Source organism: Phenylobacterium sp. Root700, from assembly GCF_001429025.1.
Taxonomy (GTDB): Bacteria; Pseudomonadota; Alphaproteobacteria; order Caulobacterales; family Caulobacteraceae; genus Phenylobacterium.
This window is the reverse complement of the sequence record NZ_LMHT01000022.1, coordinates 453,523-471,952: the sequence shown is the minus strand read 5'-3', so window position 1 is coordinate 471,952 and position 18,430 is coordinate 453,523. Positions and strand designations below refer to the sequence as shown.

Here is an 18,430-nt window from a genome sequence, read left to right as displayed (position 1 = left end):
GCGCGCGTTGACGCAGCGTCGCTGTAAGGGTTCCTTAACGAATAGAATCAGTGCGAAGCCGCTGACTGATCGTGGAGTTGGGAAATTCGATGTCACAAGCCAAGGTGATCGTCGTCGGAAATGAAAAAGGCGGGGCGGGCAAGTCCACCATCGCCATTCACGTGGTGGCCGCGCTGCTGCATGCCGGCGCCAAGGTGGCGATTCTTGACCTCGACCTGCGTCAGCAGTCGATGGGGCACTTCTTCGCCCATCGGCGCGCGTGGCTGGACGCCAACGGCGCGGTCGCGCCGATGCCGCTCGAGTACCCGCTGAGCGCCGATCTGGCGAAGGTTCCCGACGCCGAGGCGATGGCCCACTTCGAGGAGGCCTTCGGCAAGGCCTCGAGCGAGGCCGACTTCGTGCTGATCGACACCCCCGGCGGCGATACGGCGATCAGCCGCTCGGCCCATGGCCTGGCCGACTTGATCGTCACGCCGATGAACGACAGCTTCGTCGATTTCGACATGCTGGGCATCGTCGACCCGGTGACGCTCGATCTGAAGCGTCCCAGCCTCTATTCCGAGACCGTCTGGAACAGCCGCAAGGCGCGCGCCGTGGCCAGCGGCAAGTCCATCGACTGGGTGGTGCTGCGTAACCGTCTGGCCCCGACCGAGGCCCGTAACCGCAAGCGTCTGGACGAACGGGTCCAGGCTCTGTCGCGCCGGGTCGGGTTCCGCGTCGGGCCGGGCCTGCGCGACCGGGTGATCTATCGCGAGCTCTTCCCCTTCGGCCTGACCATCGCCGACCTGTCGCCGACCATCAGGCCGGTGGCGATGTCGCTGCAGCATGTGGCGGCGCGCCAGGAGCTGCGGGCGCTGGTGGGATCGCTGGGTCTGGCCGGTGAAGAACTCCTGGCGGCTCAGTAGCCGCCAAATCCCATGCTCTATCTCGCGATCGGCTGCGCCGTCCTGGTGCTGTTCCTGTGGGCGAGCCGAGGGAAGCCCGTCTTGAAGCGTCGTGAGTGGCGGTTCCTGGCCGGCGCCTTCGCCGTCGCCTGCTTCGCCGCGGCCGCCTATGTCGGCATGCGCGGCGGGTGGGGGAAGTCCATCGTGCTGGTGGTGCTGGGGCTGTGGCTGGCGGTCTCGACGCGCCGCACCGGCGTCCCGTCGCCGCCGCCCCGGGCCAGCAGCCGGATCAGCGCCGCCGAAGCCCGCTCGATCCTGGGCGTGGACGCTAGCGCCACCGATGAGGATATCAAGGCCGCCTATTCGCGGCTGATGCGCATGGCCCACCCCGACAAGGGCGGGACCAGCGGCCTGGCCGCGCAACTCAACGCGGCCAGGGATCGTCTTTTGAAGAAGTAACGACTAGGCCGGGTCGACGACCAGGCAGGCCAGGCGCTTGGCCTTCATCGCTTTGCAGGCGTCCTTGGCAGAGGCTTCGCTATAGCCGGTGAAGCGGACGCGATAGGAGCCGCCGACCTTGTCGCCGACTGAACCGCGAGCGGTCTGGAAGTGATTGCCAAAGCGCTTGGTGACGAAGGTCATCTGTTCCTTGGCGTCGGCCTTGGACTTGAAGGCCCCGACCTGGACCGCCCATTTCCCGGCCGCCTTCTTGCCGGCGTCCTTCTTGGACGAGCCGCGAAGGGCCGACGAGGAAGGCTCGACCTTGGTGCGGGCCGCCGCGATGGACGGCGTGGCCGAGGCCAGCACGATCTTCAGGCCGTCCTGATCGTTGTCGCCCTGTTCGATCGAGGGGCGGACGATCGGGCCGCGGGGCTCCGGCTCGAACAGGTTCTGGGCGACGGTGATCTTCTCGCCGCGGTCGCGACGGGCCATCACGTCGAAGCCGGTGAGGATCAGGTCCTCGGCGTTGTTGTTGCGGATGGCGGTGGACGGCGCGCCCAGCACCACGGTGATCAGGCGGCGATTGTCGCGCACGGCGGAGACCGCGATGTTGAAGCCCGAGGCGTTGGTATAGCCGGTCTTCAAGCCGTCGACGCCGGGCATGCGGCCCAGCAGGCCGTTATGGTTGCGCATGGTCACGCCGCGGAACGTGAAGCTCTGCTGGCTGAACAGCTTGTAGTATTGCGGGTAGTCGCGCATCACCGCGCGCGACAGGATGGCGATGTCCCGCGCCGTCGAGATCTGGCGGCTGTCGGGCAGGCCCGAGGCGTTGACGAACCGGGTGTTGCGCATGCCCAGCTCCTGGGCGCGCAGGGTCATCATGGCGGCGAAGCGGGCTTCCGAGCCGCCGAGCTTTTCAGCCAGGGCGACGGCGATGTCGTTGGCGGACTTGATGGCCAGGGCCTGCATAGCCTGTTCGACGGTCAGGGTTTCGCCGGGGCGAAGGCCGAGCTTGGTCGGGGCCTGGGCGGCGGCGCGCGGCGAGATCTCGACCGGATCGTCCAGCTTGAGCCGTCCGGCCTGCAGCGCTTCGAAGGCCAGATACAGCGTCATCACTTTTGTGATCGACGCGGGATACCGCGGGCTATCTGCGCGTTTGGCGTACAGAACCTCCCCGGTTTTCGCGTCGACAACAACCGCGGCGTACTTCGGCTGGCTGTCGGGCAGCTGGAGGTAAGGGATCTGGGCCTGGGCGGTAGACGCCACCGGCGCGACAGCTGTCGCGGCGGCGAGGGCGATTGACGCAAACAGGCGGCGGGCGCGCTCGAACATACGGTTCGTCCGTCGATACTAGGGTTGGGCGGTGAATAGGACCGCCTTACGAGAATCCTAACATGACAGCTGGAGCCTTGCGCGATGGTAAACAGCTCTTGAACGAGCCGATTTGTCGCAACGTTCTCAATCAACATCTCGGCATCGCGTCGAAATCGTCTTGGCGTTCGAAAGTCCGTCGTCACGGCCAGCCGGGCGCCGGGACGCGACTTGGCGAGGTTCGCCGATCGGGACGGGGAGGGGTGGCTCCGACGTTACGATGACGCTCTCATGAAGGTTATTGTGCACTGCACAAAAGTCGCTTGACTGCTGCACTGCAACATGAGAAAACCGTGTTCGTAATCAAGGCTATCCCCGTCCCAGTTTGCGTTGCGGCGAACACGCCGCCCAATTCCGACCCAGGAGCCCACCATGGCCGCCGCTGAAACCGTCAAGAACACCGTCGAACAGTTCACCACCGCCGGCAACGTCGCGTTCAAGGACGCGGTCGAGAAGTCGCTGGCCTCGCTGAACGAAGTCAACGCCCACTCCAAGAAGAACCTGGAAGCCGTCATCGCGTCGGTGACCGCCTCGACCAAGGGCGCCGAAGCCCTGGGCGCGCAGGCCATGGCCTATTCCAAGAAGGCCGTTGAAGACCAGGTCGCCGCCGCCAAGTCGCTGTCGGGCGCCAAGTCGATCCAGGAAGTGGTCGAGCTGCAAACCAACTACGCCAAGTCGGCCCTCGAAGCCTACATGGCCGAGTTCTCCAAGATGTCGGAGATCGTGTCGGCCTCGGTGAAGGATTCGGTGAAGCCGCTGAACGAGCGCGTCACCGCCGCCGTCGAGCGCCTGCAAGCGGCTCGCTAAGAACCTCCAGTAGCCTCGCGTATCTGAGGCATCTCCCCCGGAAGGGCCCGCGTCATTCATGGCGCGGGCCTTTTCTCTTTTCGGGCTCCGGTCCGGGCGCTAGACCTTCGGTATGTCCCAGGTCGAAGAACGTCTCGCCGCGCTCGGAATCACGTTGCCGCAGCCCAACCCGCCGGTCGCCAACTACGTGCCCTTCGTCAGGGCCGGGAACTTGGTGCACATCTCCGGCCAGGTCTCGCTCGACGCCGATGGCGGCGTGCGCGGGATCGTCGGCGAGGATGTCGATCTGGAGACCGCCAAGCGCGCGGCCAAGATCTGCGGGATCAATCTGATCGCCCAGATGCGTGCGGCCTGCGACGGCGATCTCGATCGCGTCGTCCGCGTGGTGAAGCTGGGCGGCTTCGTGCAGTCCGGTCCTGAATTCTTCGACATTCCCCAGGTCGTGAACGGCGCCTCCGACCTGATGGTCGCGGCGTTCGGCGACGCCGGGAAACACGCCCGCTCGGCCGTCGGCGTCTATCGCCTGCCGTTGAACTTCGCCGTCGAGGTCGATGCGGTGGTGGAAGTGCGGTGAAGAACTCCTTCGGCGAAGCCTGGGACCTGCTGTTCCACCCGCCGGTGGCGCACCGGGGTCTGTGGACGCCAGGCGGCGCGCCGGAGAACTCGCTGGGCGCCTTCCAGGCGGCCCGCCAGGCCGGCTATGGCGTTGAGCTTGACGTTCAGCTGTCGGCCGATGGCGAGGCGGTGGTCTTCCACGACGACAACCTGAAGCGGATGACCGGCGCCGAAGGTCGGATCCGCGATTACAGCGCCGCTGATCTCGCGCAGATGAAGCTGGCCGGCACGGACGAATACATCCCGACCCTGCTGGAGACCCTGGCCGTCATCGGACGCCGGGTCATGGTCCATGTCGAGCTGAAGACCCCCTATGGCGAGGTCGGGCCGCTGGAGCAACGGGTTCACGAGGTGCTGATGGACCACGTCGGGCCGACCTGCGTGATCGGGTTCAATCCCTATTCCCACGCCTGGTTCGCCGACCGTTTCCCGGGCGTGCTGCGCGGGCTGGACAGCTACGACTACAAGCGCGCGCCGCATCTGGCCGACGTCCAGCGCGAGTCCTTCGCCCGGCTGGAACACGTGGCGATCGCCCGGCCGCACTTCCTGGCCATGCATATCGACATGCTGCCGGACGAACGGGTCGCCAAGCATCGGGCCGAGGGCATGCCGGTGGTCGGCTGGACGGTCCGTGATCCGGCTCAATGGGACGCGGTGAAGGACCACTGCGACAATCTGATTTTCGAGGGTTTCGCCGCGTGAGCCTGAAGCCGGCGGTGCAGGTCAGCCGCCGGATCGCCGAGATCGGGCGCGAGGCGTGGGATGGTTGCGCCGGCGCCCCGAGCTATCTCGGCAATCCGTTCGTCTCCTTCGACTTCCTGGACATTGTCGAAGAGTCCGGTTGCGCGGTCGAGCGCACCGGCTGGGGGCCTCAGCACCTGTCGGTGCAGGACGAAGCCGGGCGGGTGGCCGCGGTGATGCCGGTCTATCTGAAGTCCCACAGCCAGGGTGAATACGTCTTCGACCACGCCTGGGCCGACGCCTATGAGCGGGCGGGCGGGCGCTACTATCCCAAGCTGATCTCGGCCGCGCCGTTCACGCCGGCCACCGGGCCACGCCTGCTGGTGCGGCCAGATGTCGACCGACAGGAGGCATGGTCCATCCTGCTGGGCGGAGGCCTGGCGCTGTGCGAGCGCTATGAGGCCTCGTCCTTCCACGTGAACTTCCCGACGCAGGAGGAGTGGTCCTGGATGGGCGGGCAGGGGCTCTCGCTGCGCCAGGGGCGGCAGTACCATTGGGAGAACCGCGGCTACGGGACCTTCGACGACTTCCTGGCGGCACTGTCCTCAGGCCGGCGCAAGACCATCCGCCGCGAGCGCCGCGACGCTCAGGCGGAGGTCGATATCGTCTCTCTGACCGGAAGCCAGATCACCGAGGATCACTGGGACGCCTTCTTCGGCTTCTACATGGACACCGGTTCGCGCAAATGGGGCCGGCCCTATCTGAACCGCCTGTTCTTCTCGCTGCTGGGCGAGCGGATGGCCGATCGGGTGCTGCTCGTCATGGCGCGGCGCGATGGTCGGTGGATCGCCGGCGCCCTGAACCTGATCGGCGATGACTGCCTCTATGGCCGCAACTGGGGTTGCGTCGAGGAGGTGCCGTTCCTGCATTTCGAGCTCTGCTACTACCAGGCCATCGACTTCGCGATCTCGCGCGGCCTGGCACGGGTGGAGGCCGGCGCCCAGGGCGAGCACAAGATCGCCCGCGGCTACCTGCCGAGCCCGATCTACTCGACGCACTTCATAGCCGACCCACGCCTGCGCGCCCCGGTCGAGGACTTCCTGCAAAGGGAGCGCGAGGCGGTGGAGGGCGAGATGGAGTGGCTGGCGGACGAGTACTCGCCGTTCCGGCAGGGGTGATCGGGGTTAGGCCTCCCGAACCCCGGCCCCGAACTCGCGGGCCACCTGATAGGTCTTTAGGGTGCTGGCCCGATAGTCGCGGTCGGTGACGGTCGAGACCGCGATCAGGTCGGCGCGGGCCTCCAAGCGGGTCAGGGTCAGCAGGGTGAAGCCCTTGGCCGATTGATGGGAATAGATCACCTCGTCGTTCTGGTCGGCGATGATCTTGCCCATGTCCTGCTTGGGCAGGAAGTCGCCCCAGCCAGGGCTGGTGACAGCGGTGGTCCCGAACTCCACGGCCACGCGATCGCCGGTCGCGTCATGTAATTCGTTGACCCAGAAGGCGTGGCTGTCGCCGGCCAGGACGATGGCCTGGGCCTTGGCGGCTTTGATCATCGCATAGACCCGCTCGCGCGCTGCGGGGTAGCCGTCCCAGGCGTCGAGATTGAACGGCACGCCCTGGGCGAACAGGGCGGCCATCTTCTCGATGCGCGGGCGGAACGCCTCGGGCAGGTCAGCCAGCATCGCGGCCCAATCGGCCGGTGACATGGCGGCCTTGAGGTCGGGGCCTTTCACCTGGCCCATCACCACCTGGTTGCCCAAGATTTGCCAGGCGCATCCGGCGTCGGCGGAGGTCTTCAAGGTGTCGGCGAGCCAACGCTCCTGCTTGTCGCCCAGCAACTGACGCCCCGGGTCGGCGCGCTCGGCCATGAAGGCGGCGAAGTCCGGAACTTGCTGGCCATCAACCGTTCGCATCGGAAGTTCGGCGTAGTCGAGCTGCTTGGCGCGAGCCAGCAGCCGGGTCTCGACCATCACCAGTTCGGCGACGTCGCCAAAGCGGAAGGTCCGGTTGATCGCCTCGGCCAGGCCGCCGGCGGCGGGCTCGCGCAGGGGCATCCATTCGTAATAGGCGCGCAGGGCGTTGGCCTTGCGAGCGTTCCAGTCGCCTTCGGCGCCGGCGGTGTGGTTCTCGGCCCCGCCCAGCCAGGAGTCATTGGCGGTCTCGTGGTCGTCCCAGACGCAGATCCACGGCGCGCGGGCGTGGGCGGCCTGCAGGTGCGGATCGCTCTTGTAGGTCGCGTGGCGTAGCCGGTAGTCGGCCAGCGAGACGATCTCGTGCTTCGGCTCCAGCAGCCGGCCCATCTTGACGGCCCCGGCGGTCCCGTAATCGTTCGGGCCGGCGCCGTACTCGTAGATGTAGTCGCCCAGGTGAACGACGGCGTCGACGCGGTCGAGTTTGGCCACGGCGTCGTAGGCGTTGAAGTAGCCCGCCGGGTAGAGCGAGCAGGAGACGACCGCCAAGGCGACGTCCTTGACGCCCGCGACAGGCAGGGTGCGGGTCCGGCCGACCGGAGACGAGACGCCCGCGGCCGTGAACCGGAACCAGTAGTCGGCGCCGGGCTTGAGGCCCCCGACATCGATCTTGACGGTGAAGTCGCGGTCCGCGCCGGCCTGGACCTGACCGCGCGCCACCACGCTCTTGAAGTCGGGGCTGTCGGCGACCGTCCAAGCGACCGGAAAGGGCTTCGTCGTCGGGGCGGGCGGGGTGGCCCGCGTCCAGATGATCAGCCGGTCGGCGAGCGGATCGCCCGAGGCTACGCCGTGGTCGAAGGTTACGGCTGCGGCCTGGGCGGCCGAAGGCGTGAGCGCTGCGGCGTTGATCCCCAGCCCGAGCCAGGTCAGCGCATTGCGTCTGTTAAGCGACATCGGTCAGGCTCCCGATCAGTAGCGGATTGAGAACGAGACGCCGTAGTAGCGCGGCTCGCCAGCGATGAAGGTGGGGATCCCGAAGGCGCCGCCAGTGTTGCCGGCGTCCTTGATGTACTCTTCGTCCAGCAGGTTGGTGGCGAACACCTCCACCTGCCAGGGCCCCTGGGCCGGCGTGTAGCCGACCCGCAGATTCATCAGGCCGTAGGACTCCTGCAGTTCATCCTGGATGGTGTCGTTGGTCTGCAGGGCCGGGATGTCGTTGTTGGCCTCGAAGAAGACCTTGCTCTGCCAAGTGTAGGTCGGGGTGATCGCCAGGGCGCCGCCCGGGACCTGGGCGGTGAAGCGCGCGCCGAGCGACAGCGAATGGTCGGGCGACAGCCTGAAGCTATTGCCCTCGAAAATGCCGTTGCCGAACCGGGCGTGATTGTAGGCGTAGGTGCCGAAGACCTCGAGATTGCTGGTCGGCCGCAGGTTGAGCTGCCCCTCGAAGCCGGTGGCGGCGGCCTCGCCGGCGTTGGCGGCGACGATCTGCCCGGCGCTGTTCAGCACCGAGGTTTGGAAGTTGTCGTAGCTGTAGTGATAGACCGAGCCCTCCAGGCTCAGCCGACGCTCGAACAGCTCGCTCTTGGCGCCGACCTCGTAGGAGTCGACCTTTTCCGCCGGCAGTTCGTTGAAGCGCACAGGTCCGCCGGGCGCCGCCGGGGCGGCCACGGTCAGGATTTTGGGACGGCGGCCCCGTGCATAGGAGGCGTAGAAGCTGAGCTGTTCGCTGGCCGCGTAACGGCCGACGACCCGGTAGGTCAGACCCTCGTCGGTCAGATCCTGGTATTCCGGGAGGCCGTTCTTCGTAGGCTGCAGGAAGAGGCCGCGGGCCAGGGTCGGCGTCGACCCGCCGGCGACCGAGCCGCCATTTTCCAGCCTGGCGCCATAGCCGCTGGTCTTGTCATCGTGGGTGTAGCGAACCCCGCCGGTCAGCTCGAGCTTGTCGGTGAGCTTGTAGGTGGCGTCGGCGAAGACGTCGTAGGCGGTGGTTTCGCCGTAGTTGGCGGAGGTCTCGCGGTGGGCCGACTTCAGCGCGGCCGGGGCGAGCGCGTTGATGACTGGCAGCGACAGGCCGCGCGGCTTAGGCATCACGCCGGCCGAGTGCAGGGCGAAGATCTTCTCGTTGAATTGCAGCGGCACGCGCTGGAAGCCATCCTCGTGGAAGTAACTCACGCCGCCAAACGCCGTCAGCTTGCCGCCGCCGTCATAGTTCAGGCGCAGCTCCTGGCTGGTCTGCTTGCCCTGGGCGTCTTCGGCGAAGACGAACAGCGGCAGCGAGAAGCCGTCGGCGTCGAAGACCTCCAGGCTGTCGAACTCGCGATAGGCGGTGATCGACGAGAGGCTGAGGCTGTCGCTGATCGTGTAGTCGACCAGGGCGGTCACGCCCCAGACCGTGCGGTCGAGACCAAGGTCCTTGCCGCCCTCGAAGCCGTCGGAGGCCGATAGGGCCGCGCCGGAGTTGCGGCCAAGATCGCCGATCACCGCGCCGGTGGTCGGATCGGTGGGCAAATAGGTGAGGGACTTGAACGAGGTGCCGCTCGGCCGGTCGCGCTCGTAATTGTAGATCAGGTCGGCGCTCAGCTTCTCGGTCGGACGCCAGTTCAGGACGACGCGGCCAGCGGCGGTGTTGGTCGAGTTGAAGTCCTTGCCGCCCAGCAGGTTTTCGACGAAGCCGTCGCGCTTCTTCAGCCGGCCGGCCACCCGGACGGCGAAGGTGTCGCTGACCGGCATGTTCAGCATGCTCTCGAACATGGCGTAGCCGAAATTGCCGGCCTCGACCTTGGAGCTGGCGGCCCAGCCCGTCGGGTCGGCCTTGGCCTGCACCAGGTTCACCGCGCCGATCAGGGCGCCGCGGCCATAGAGGGTCGATTGGGGACCCTTGGCGATTTCGACGCGCTCGAGGTCGAACAGCTCGATGTAGGAGCCGCGGGACTTGGAGATCGAGACGCCGTCCTGGAACACCGAGACCCGCGGCTCGTTGGTGGCCTCGCCGGAGTCCGAGGTGATGCCGCGCATCACGAAGCCTGGGTTGTTCGGCGACTGGTTCTGGACCTCGAAGCCAGGGACATAGAGCGACAACTCCTCGAACTCCTGGACGCCCAGGCGATCGAGATTGGCGCGGCTGTAGGCGGTGATGGCGATCGGAACGTCGAGGGTCTTCTGTTCGCGCTTCTGGGCGGTGACGATCAATTCCTCGACCTGCGCCGAACCGTCGGCGACGTCGTCGGCTGCGGCCGGGCCCCACCAGGCGATGGCGGCGGCGCTGCTGGCGAGCAGGATGAGTTTGCGGCTGGTCATAACGTCGATCCCCGAAGTTGAGGAACCGTCCCCTAGGGAGAGCGAGTGACGTCGGCGCGACGAAGGATTGATGGTTCTGTGAAGGCGAAAAGCCTTATGGCGCTTGCGGTTGGAATAGTCAGAGCCGCCAGAAATTTCTGACGAAAACGTCGATTGCGCGGGCTAGGAACGCGCCCACGCCGCGGCCAGAAGCGCGGTGATCCTCTCGTCGACCTCGGCGGGAGCGGGGAGGGTGAGGCGCGCCGTCAAGCGCTCCGACCATGGCTCGTTCCTGGGCGCCTGAAGACCTAGTTCGAGCGTCGGAACGATGGCCAGGCCCAGCGCGACCTGGCCATCCTTGAGCGGCCGCAGCGCCGCGAACTGGACCTTGCGGGAGAAGGCGGTGAAGCCCTTGCGTTGGCCGACCACCACATCGGGCAGGGCGATAGCCGCGGCCTCGACCGCTTCCAGGATCTTGATCGCGGCGGGGTCGCTCCAGAGCTTGGCCCGCAGAACGTCTGGCTGGTCCCAGCGCTCTTCTGACGGGAAGGCCAGCGAGAGTACGTAGGACGCCCGGTTCACGCCAAGGCCGTGATGTTCCTTCAGCCAGGCCTGGCGGGCGCGGGGCTTGGTCTCGGGACAGGTGCGGGCGATGGCGATCCATTCGTCGATGGTCTTGCCGGTCTCACGCTCGGTGCTGGCCTGGATCGAGGCGAACCACTTCTGCTGGCGTTCCGTCAGGCTCATGTTCCGTCCTCAGGGCCGATGCGCTACCACCGTGCCAAGTGTTTGGAGGAGCGCGCGATGAGCCTGGACGGGACCTACGAGGACGGCAACATCTTCGCCAAGATTTTGCGGGGCGAGATGCCCTGCGCCAAGGTCTTTGAGGACGGCGAGGTCTTCGCCTTCATGGACGTGTTTCCGCAGAGCCGGGGGCACACCCTGGTGATTCCCAAGCACTCCAAGGCGCGCAACCTGCTGGAGGAGGACCCCGCGGTCCTGGCTCCGCTGATCCTGGGCGTGCAACGGGTGACGCGGGCGGTGCGTTCGGCGCTCAATCCGGACGGCATCGTGGTCACCCAGTTCAATGGCGCGGCTTCGGGGCAGACGATCTATCACCTGCATTTCCACATCATCCCGCGCTGGGAAGGCGTGGCCATGGGGCGTCACGCCTCGGGCAGCATGGCTGATCCCGCCGAGCTGAAGGTGCTGGCCGAACAGATCGCCGCCAAGATCGCCTGAGAGGTCCCTCTCCCTCGGGAGAGGTTAGGTGAGGGGGCGTCGCGGAGCGGCGCTCAACAAGCCATCGGCCGCGCCGAGCGGTGAGGCTCTAGCCCCTCACCCGACCTCTCCCCAGCGGGGGAAACGAAAAAACCCCGGGGTTCGCGCCCCGGGGTTTCTCGTTTCGTGACTGGCGCCTGGCCTAGTTGGTCAGCTCGGCGGCGGCGGTGTCCTCGGCCGGATCCTCGATGATCGGGGCGCCCGGTTCGCGGTCGTCGCCCTCGATTTCGAAGGCCAGCTTGCTGTCCTTGAGCACCACCTTGACGTGGCCGCCCTTGACCAGCTTGCCGAACAGAATCTCGTCGGCCAGCGGCTTCTTGATGTGCTCCTGGATGACCCGGGCCAGAGGCCGGGCGCCGTAGAGCTCGTCGAAGCCGTTCTTGGCCAGCCAGTCGGTCGCCTCTTCCGTCGTCTCGATGGTGACGTGACGGTCGGCGAGCTGGGCTTCCAGCTGCATGACGAACTTCTGGACGACCTGCCGGATGATCTCCTGGCTGAGCGACTTGAAGGGCACCACGGCGTCGAGGCGGTTGCGGAACTCCGGGGTGAACAGGCGCTTGAGAGCCTCGTCCACTTCGTCGTCCTGCTTGCCGCGGCCGAAGCCGATGGCGTTACGCTGAGCGTCGGAGGCGCCGGCGTTGGTGGTCATGATCAGGACCACGTTGCGGAAGTCGACCTTCTTGCCGTTGGCGTCGGTGAGGACCCCGTGGTCCATGACCTGCAGCAGGATGTTGAAGACGTCCGGGTGGGCCTTCTCGATTTCGTCCAGCAGGACGACCGAGTGCGGATGCTGGTCGACGGCGTCGGTCAGCAGGCCGCCCTGGTCGAACCCGACATAGCCGGGAGGCGCGCCGATCAGGCGGCTGACCGTGTGGCGCTCCATGTACTCGCTCATGTCGAAGCGCAGGAGTTCGATGCCCATGGTCGAGGCCAGCTGGCGGGCGGTCTCGGTCTTGCCGGTGCCGGTGGGCCCCGAGAAGAGATAGCAACCGATCGGCTTGTTGGCGTCGCGCAGACCGGCCCGAGCCATCTTCATGGCGGAGGACAGCTGTTCGATCGCCTCGTCCTGACCATAGACCGCGCGCTTCAGATCGACCTGCAGCTCCTTCAGAGCCTCGGTGTCGGTCTTGGAGACGGACTTCGGCGGGATGCGGGCGATCTTGGCCACGACGGCCTCGACCTCCTTCACGCCGATGACCTTCTTGCGCTTGGACTCGGTCAGCAGCATTTGGCCAGCGCCGGCTTCATCGATGATGTCGATGGCCTTGTCCGGCAGCTTGCGGTCGGTGATGTACTTGGCCGACAGCTCCACCGCCGCCTTGATGGCGTCGTTGGTGTAGCGGAGCTTGTGGAAGTCCTCGTAGTAGGTCTTCAGGCCCTTCAGGATCTTGATCGTGTCATCGATGGTCGGCTCGTTGACGTCGATCTTCTGGAACCGGCGAACCAGCGCCCGATCCTTTTCGAAGTGCTGACGGAACTCCTTGTAGGTCGTGGAGCCCATGCAGCGCAGGGTGCCTGAAGCCAGGGCCGGCTTCAGCAGGTTCGAGGCGTCCATGGCCCCGCCGCTGGTCGCGCCGGCGCCGATGACCGTATGGATCTCGTCGATGAACAGGATCGCGTCGGCGTGGTTCTCGAGTTCCTTGACCACCTGCTTCACGCGCTCTTCGAAATCGCCGCGATAGCGGGTGCCCGCCAGGAGCGAGCCCATGTCGAGCGAGAAAATGGTCGAGCCCGAGAGCACCTCCGGCACCTGGCCGTTGACGATCTTGCGGGCCAGGCCCTCGGCGATGGCGGTCTTGCCGACGCCGGGGTCGCCGACCAGGAGCGGGTTGTTCTTGGTCCGGCGGCACAGGATCTGGATGCAGCGCTCGACCTCGGCCGAACGCCCGATCAGCGGATCGACCTTACCCTGCTTGGCCTTCTCGTTGAGGTTCACGCAGTAGGCTTCGAGCGCCTCGCCGCCAGTCTTCACCGCGGGCTTGTCCTCGTCCTCGGAGCCCTTGACGGCCTTGGGCTGGTCGGCCCCGGCCTTCTTGGCGATGCCGTGGGCGATGTAGTTCACCGCGTCGTACCGCGTCATGTCCTGCTCTTGCAGGAAGTAGGCGGCATGGCTCTCGCGCTCGGAGAAAATGGCCACGAGCACATTGGCTCCGGTCACTTCCTCACGGCCCGAGGACTGGACGTGGATCACCGCACGCTGGATCACGCGCTGGAACGATGAGGTCGGCTTGGCGTCCTCGCCGTCATCGACGACCAGGGAGCGCAGCTCGTTGTCCACATAGTTGGTGAGGGTGGTGCGCAGGGCCGCTAGGTCCACGTCGCACGCCCGCATGACACCGGCCGAATCCTCATCGTCGATGAGGGAGAGCAGCAGGTGCTCAAGCGTCGCGTACTCGTGCTTTCGCTGATTTGCGAAGGCCACCGCGCGGTGGAGAGATTCTTCTAGATGGCGCGAGAATGACGGCACTCTGGGCCTCAATCCTTTTCCATGGTGCATTGCAGCGGGTGTTGATGCCGTCTTGCGGTATCAACGACCTGAGCCACCTTTGTTTCCGCCACTTCGTAAGTGAACACGCCGCACACACCCACCCCATGTTGGTGGACGTGCAGCATGATCCTGGTCGCGTCTTCGCGCGACTTGTTGAAGTACTGCTCAAGCACGTAAACGACGAATTCCATCGGCGTGTAGTCATCATTTAGGATGAGCACGCGATACATCGACGGTTTCTGCGTCTTCGGCTTGGTCTGAGTGATGACCGTCGACCGGACGCCCGTATCTTGATCACCTTGCTTTCGCTCGGCCATCTAACAGGTCTCCTGAGGGCGCTCGCCCTCGCTATCTATGGATTAGATATGGAAAAGGACGCCGTATGGAAGGGTTGAAATCGTCGCTTGCGATCCCAACCCCGCGATCCGCGTGTTTTTGTCACGCTATAGGCCTGCGAGCCATGCAGGTTTCAATCGTCGGAGGTGCGTTTCGCGCCCAGGGCGCGTCCCGTCGTCACGGCATCGGGGCCGAATCGCGCCCTTAGCTTGTCGACGGCGGTCTCCTCGACCAGGGCGCGACGTTCCGCGCCGGCGAAGAAGTCATGCTCCACCGCATCGGCGTCGATCAGTTCGGCGACTCCGATGCCGATCAGCCGCCAGCTGCGGCCGTTGGCCTCCTTGGCCAGGAGCTCCCGCCCGACCGCGAACAGGGTCTTGGCGGTTTGGGTCGGCACCGGAAGCGCCCGGCGCCGGGTGATGATCTTGAAGTCCGTTCCGCGCAGCTTCAGCGTCACGACGCGACCGGCGACGCCGCCGGCCCGGATCTGGCGGGCCACCCGCTCACAGAGGGGCGCGAGCTTGTCCTCCAGGTCCGCGAAGGTGTGGAGATCGTCGTTGAAGGTGGTCTCGGCGCTGATCCCCTTGCGCTCCTCGTTCGGATTGACCGGGCGGTTGTCGCGGCCATGGGCCAGGTCTGACAAGCGCAGGCCGTTGGCGCCGAACCGCTCGACCAGTTCCTTAGGCTCTGCTCGCGCCAGATCGCCGACCGTGCGGTAGCCCGCGCCTTCCATCGACTTGACCATGGCCGGCCCGACGCCGGGGATGATCCCCACGGGTTTGGTCGCCAGGAAGCCTTGCGCGTCGGCCGAGCCGATGACGGAGAAGCCGCGCGGTTTGTCCAGGTCCGAGGCGATCTTGGCCAGGAACTTGTTGGGGGCCAGGCCGATAGAGACGGTGATGCCGATTTCGGCCTCGATCTTGGCCTGCAGCCGCGACAGGGTCTCGACCGGCGGGGCGCCATGCAGGCGCTCGGTGCCCGACAGATCCATCCAGGCCTCGTCCAGCGACAGCGGCTGCACCAGCGGGGTCAGGTCGCGGACCATCGCCATGATCCGCCGGCTCTCGGTGCGGTACTTGGTGAAGTTCGGCTTGATGATGATCGCCTGCGGGCAGAGCTGCCGGGCCTTGAACATCGGCATGGCCGAGCGGACGCCGGAGATGCGGGCGATGTAGCAGCAGGTGGTCACCACCCCGCGCTTGCCGCCGCCGACGATCACGGCGTGGTCGCGCAGGGAGGGATCGTCGCGCTTCTCCACCGAGGCGTAGAAGGCGTCGCAGTCCATATGGGCGATGGAGAGCTGCTCCAGCTCGTCGTGGGCGATCACCCGCGGGGAGCCGCAGCGTGGACAGCGGCGGCCAAGGTCGCCGCGCCTGAAGCAATCGCGGCACAGCGCGCTCATGGAACCAGCGGCCAAAGCCAGGCGGCGCCGCGAACACCGGACGAGTCGCCGTGCATGGCGGGGGCGAGCGGCGTGGTGAAGACGTCGGAGAACACCAGCGGGGCGATGGCGCCGGGCAGGCGCTCATAGAGCTCGGCGACATTGGACATGCCGCCGCCCAGCACGATGATGTCCGGATCGAGGACGTCGCAGACCACCGCCAGGCCCCGGGCCAGCCGGTCGACGTAACGGTCAAGGGCGGCGCTGGCCGCATCGTCGCCGCGCCGGGCCGCCGCGATGATCTGTTCGCCGCTCCGGCCGCCGCCATGATCCTTGGCGAAGCCCGTGCCGGAAACCCACAGCTCCAGGCAGTTGCGCCGGCCGCACCAGCATTCCGGGCCAGGATGCTCGGTCGCGGTCGGCCAGGGCAGGGGCATGTGGCCCCATTCCCCGGCGATGGCGTTGCGGCCTTCCAGGATGCGTCCGCCGACCGTGACGCCGGCGCCGCAGCCGGTGCCGAGGATCACCGCCAGCACGACTTCGTGGCCCGCGCCTGCGCCGTCGACGGCTTCGGACAGCGCCAGGCAGTTGGCGTCGTTGGCGTAGCGAACCGGGCGTTCCAGGACGCGGGCGAGGTCGACGGGGAACGGGTGTCCGTTCAGCTCGGTGGAGTTGGCGTTGCGCATCAGGCCGGTCAGCGGTGATGGCGATCCTGGCCCGCCGACCCCGACGCTGGCGCCGCTGACCCCAGCCTGGCGCTCGGCCTCGGCGACGAGGTCGCGCACGGCTTCGAGACCAGCGCCGTAGTCCCTGGGAGAACCGCCGCGGACGCGCGCCAGGAAGCGGCCGTTGGCGTCGAGCGCAGCGGCCTCAATCTTCGTACCGCCGAAGTCCACCCCGATCCGGATCATGGGATCATGATTTGTTCCGTTTCGGGCCGCAGTTCAATGGGTGAGACGGGCCTGGAGGCGGCGGTTCGGTTTGACGTGGCTTGAACGACAATCTTCGTGCAACCCTGGGCGGCGGATGTGGATTTCAGCTGGGCGCAGGCTCGCCAATCTCGATGGGAACTTCAGCATGAAACGTAGTTTTTGGATCACCGCCCTGACGGCGGCGTCGCTGGCGGCCTGTTCGCCGCAACCGGCTCAAAAGGCCGAGACCGCGCCGGCGCCCGCCGCGCCTGCCGCCAAGGCGCCGGTCAATGAAGCCTCGCCCGGCGACTACAAAATCGACGAGAACCACGCCAGCGTGACCTTCCGGGTCAGCCACCTGGGCATGTCCCGCTACACCGCGCGGTTTACTGATATCGAGGCCGATCTGCAGTTCGATCCGGCCAACCCGGCGGCGATGAGCGTGAGCGCGACGATCGATCCGCGCTCGATCGAGACCGACTTCCATGGCGACAAGCCCGACTTCGACGCCGAACTGGCGGGGCCGTCGTGGCTGGACTCGGCGAAATTTCCGAAGATCACCTTCAAGTCCACCAAGGTCGACGTGACCGGCCCGGCGACGGCCAAGGTGACGGGCGACCTGACCCTGCACGGCGTGACCCGTCCGGTGACGCTGGAGACGACGTTCAACGGCGGCTCCAAGCCCAGCGCCATGGATCCCGGCTCGCGGATCGGCTTCTCGGCGCACGGCGTGCTGAAGCGTTCGGAGTTCGGCGTGAGCTATGGCGTTCCGGCGCCGGGCTCGAACTTCGGCGTCGGCGACGAGGTGGAGGTCATGATCGAGGCCGAGTTCACTCAAGCCGCCGCCGCGCCGCCAGCCCCGGCGACGCCGGCCTCCTGAGGCGATGAGACCGCAGGTCCTTAGAGGATTGCGGCCTCGATAGCCTGCCGCAGCTCGTCCCAGTCGTCGATCCGGCGATGGCGGTTGGGCGCGGTGGGCGCCAACGGCTGCAGGCGCGGATCGGCGACCATCTGGAAGCGGTGCACCTGCGGCGCGCTCTGCGCGACCGAGTCGAGGTTCGACATCAGGTCGTCGATGAAGACGGCCGGGCCCCGGACCTGGCGAACCATGCCGGCGGCCTGCGGTCCCTTAGGGCCGGTGTTGAGGACCAGCGGATAGTCCATGCGATGGCGTCCGAGCCAGCGGGCGCGCGCCATGCGGGCCGGGCCAGGCGCATTGGTCAGGATCACGACATTGGCGTGTTCCGACAGCGCGCGCAGCGCTTCTGCGCCGCCAGGGGCCGGTTCCATGTCGCCGCAGCCCAGCCGGAAAAAGTCATCGAAGTGGATTTTTCCCTGGTCGACCGGCAGGTGCTGGTCCTCGCCGGGGCGATAGATGTTCTGGAACAGGGCGAACCGGTCGACGCGGAACTCCAGGCCGCGATCCTCAAGAAAACGCCCAAACCCCTGCATGAACAGGCCTAGCACCTCATCGACGTCGACCAGGAGCAGCGGGCGGCGGGTGTCGAGCCCCATGTCGGCGAGGTTGGGCGGCCGGATCGAGGCGGCGACGGACGGGGCGTTGGTCAGTTTGGATCTCCGAGCGCGACTAACGCGAGTTTAAGGATATCCGTGAGATCAACGATGACAAGGTTGGGTCAGCGTCGATTCGCGGGCTCCGAAGCATCGTCGAGACGAAAATGGCCAAGAAGGTCCTCATCGTCGAGGATAACGAGCTGAACATGAAACTCTTTCATGATCTGCTCGATGCCCAAGGCTACGAAACTTTGCAGACCCGCGAGGGGCTGCAGGCGCTTGCGTTGGCCCGGGAGCATCGCCCCGACTTGATTTTAATGGATATCCAGCTGCCGGAAATTTCGGGCCTGGAAGTCACCAAGTGGCTGAAGGAGGACGACGAGCTGGCCGGGATTCCGGTCGTCGCCGTCACCGCCTTTGCTATGAAGGGCGACGAGGAGCGTATCCGTGAGGGAGGTTGCGAGGCCTACATCTCGAAGCCCATCTCGGTGTCACATTTCCTCGATACCATTCGCCGTCTGTTGAGTTAGCCC

At 66.4% G+C, this 18,430-nt stretch carries 18 protein-coding genes; 9 read left to right on the top strand and 9 right to left on the bottom strand.

Translation table 11 applies throughout. From position 1 onward, the window contains the following. Nucleotides 1–89 precede the first annotated feature (89 nt). Nucleotides 90–905 (top strand): division plane positioning ATPase MipZ, encoded by an 816-nt coding sequence (locus tag ASE02_RS13165; RefSeq protein ID WP_056734854.1) that lies wholly within the window; start codon nt 90–92, stop codon nt 903–905. A gap of 12 nt (nt 906–917) precedes the next feature. Continuing rightward, nucleotides 918–1,343 (top strand): DnaJ domain-containing protein, encoded by a 426-nt coding sequence (locus tag ASE02_RS13160; RefSeq protein WP_056734851.1) that lies wholly within the window; start codon nt 918–920, stop codon nt 1,341–1,343. 3 nt (nt 1,344–1,346) lie between these two features. On the opposite strand, the gene ASE02_RS13155 is transcribed toward ASE02_RS13160, so the two are convergent. Then, complete coding sequence (locus ASE02_RS13155; protein ID WP_056734850.1) at nt 1,347–2,657, bottom strand: D-alanyl-D-alanine carboxypeptidase; 1,311 nt, start codon at nt 2,655–2,657, stop codon at nt 1,347–1,349. Nucleotides 2,658–3,068: 411 nt separating this feature from the next. Between ASE02_RS13155 and ASE02_RS13150 the strand changes: the two genes are divergently transcribed. The 4 genes from ASE02_RS13150 (at nt 3,069) to ASE02_RS13135 (ending at nt 5,977) form a co-directional block, all read left to right on the top strand. Then, nucleotides 3,069–3,503: a phasin family protein gene (locus tag ASE02_RS13150; RefSeq protein ID WP_056734848.1), complete on the top strand. Its 435-nt coding sequence runs from the start codon at nt 3,069–3,071 to the stop codon at nt 3,501–3,503. 112 nt (nt 3,504–3,615) lie between these two features. Then, nucleotides 3,616–4,077: a RidA family protein gene (locus ASE02_RS13145; RefSeq protein WP_056734845.1), complete on the top strand. Its 462-nt coding sequence runs from the start codon at nt 3,616–3,618 to the stop codon at nt 4,075–4,077. Then, a complete protein-coding gene (locus tag ASE02_RS13140) occupies nt 4,074–4,820 on the top strand; it encodes a glycerophosphodiester phosphodiesterase (RefSeq protein ID WP_056734844.1) in 747 nt (248 codons plus the stop codon). Before ASE02_RS13145 ends, ASE02_RS13140 begins: the two co-directional genes overlap by 4 nt. Beyond that, a complete protein-coding gene (locus ASE02_RS13135; protein ID WP_056734842.1) occupies nt 4,817–5,977 on the top strand; it encodes a GNAT family N-acetyltransferase in 1,161 nt (386 codons plus the stop codon). Before ASE02_RS13140 ends, ASE02_RS13135 begins: the two co-directional genes overlap by 4 nt. A 6-nt stretch (nt 5,978–5,983) precedes the next feature. On the opposite strand, the gene ASE02_RS13130 is transcribed toward ASE02_RS13135, so the two are convergent. The 3 genes from ASE02_RS13130 to ASE02_RS13120 form a co-directional block, all read right to left on the bottom strand. Then, on the bottom strand, nt 5,984–7,663 hold the full coding sequence (locus ASE02_RS13130) for an alkaline phosphatase (protein WP_056734840.1): 1,680 nt from the start codon (nt 7,661–7,663) through the stop codon (nt 5,984–5,986). Between the two features lie 15 nt (nt 7,664–7,678). Next, complete coding sequence (locus tag ASE02_RS13125; protein ID WP_056734838.1) at nt 7,679–10,006, bottom strand: TonB-dependent receptor; 2,328 nt, start codon at nt 10,004–10,006, stop codon at nt 7,679–7,681. Between the two features lie 162 nt (nt 10,007–10,168). Continuing rightward, nucleotides 10,169–10,732, bottom strand: coding sequence for a DUF4287 domain-containing protein (locus ASE02_RS13120; protein WP_056734836.1), 564 nt, complete (start codon nt 10,730–10,732; stop codon nt 10,169–10,171). Nucleotides 10,733–10,789: 57 nt separating this feature from the next. Between ASE02_RS13120 and ASE02_RS13115 the strand changes: the two genes are divergently transcribed. Continuing rightward, the gene (locus tag ASE02_RS13115; protein WP_056734834.1) at nt 10,790–11,227 is read left to right on the top strand and encodes an HIT family protein; all 438 of its coding nucleotides are present in this window, start codon (nt 10,790–10,792) and stop codon (nt 11,225–11,227) included. Nucleotides 11,228–11,408: 181 nt separating this feature from the next. Here ASE02_RS13115 and clpA read toward each other — a convergent pair whose 3' ends face one another. The 4 genes from clpA to ASE02_RS13095 form a co-directional block, all read right to left on the bottom strand. Next, entirely contained in the window at nt 11,409–13,733 is a 2,325-nt protein-coding gene (clpA, locus tag ASE02_RS13110) for an ATP-dependent Clp protease ATP-binding subunit ClpA (protein ID WP_056734832.1), read from the bottom strand. A gap of 8 nt (nt 13,734–13,741) precedes the next feature. Then, nucleotides 13,742–14,071 carry an ATP-dependent Clp protease adapter ClpS gene (clpS, locus tag ASE02_RS13105; RefSeq protein ID WP_056734830.1) on the bottom strand — a complete coding sequence of 110 codons (330 nt, stop codon included), beginning with the start codon at nt 14,069–14,071 and terminating at the stop codon, nt 13,742–13,744. Nucleotides 14,072–14,223: 152 nt separating this feature from the next. Continuing rightward, on the bottom strand, nt 14,224–15,492 hold the full coding sequence (locus ASE02_RS13100; protein ID WP_056734828.1) for a DNA polymerase IV: 1,269 nt from the start codon (nt 15,490–15,492) through the stop codon (nt 14,224–14,226). Then, nucleotides 15,489–16,382 carry an ROK family protein gene (locus ASE02_RS13095; RefSeq protein ID WP_056734826.1) on the bottom strand — a complete coding sequence of 298 codons (894 nt, stop codon included), beginning with the start codon at nt 16,380–16,382 and terminating at the stop codon, nt 15,489–15,491. The genes ASE02_RS13100 and ASE02_RS13095 overlap by 4 nt, the downstream gene beginning before the upstream one ends. A gap of 166 nt (nt 16,383–16,548) precedes the next feature. Here ASE02_RS13095 and ASE02_RS13090 point away from each other — a divergent pair, with 166 nt between their 5' ends. Continuing rightward, the gene (locus ASE02_RS13090) at nt 16,549–17,262 is read left to right on the top strand and encodes a YceI family protein (RefSeq protein ID WP_056734824.1); all 714 of its coding nucleotides are present in this window, start codon (nt 16,549–16,551) and stop codon (nt 17,260–17,262) included. Nucleotides 17,263–17,282: 20 nt separating this feature from the next. Here ASE02_RS13090 and ASE02_RS13085 read toward each other — a convergent pair whose 3' ends face one another. Next, the gene (locus ASE02_RS13085; protein ID WP_056734822.1) at nt 17,283–17,897 is read right to left on the bottom strand and encodes a hypothetical protein; all 615 of its coding nucleotides are present in this window, start codon (nt 17,895–17,897) and stop codon (nt 17,283–17,285) included. Between the two features lie 164 nt (nt 17,898–18,061). Between ASE02_RS13085 and ASE02_RS13080 the strand changes: the two genes are divergently transcribed. After that, nucleotides 18,062–18,427 (top strand): response regulator, encoded by a 366-nt coding sequence (locus ASE02_RS13080; RefSeq protein WP_056734821.1) that lies wholly within the window; start codon nt 18,062–18,064, stop codon nt 18,425–18,427. The last annotated feature ends 3 nt before the right edge of the window (nt 18,428–18,430 follow it).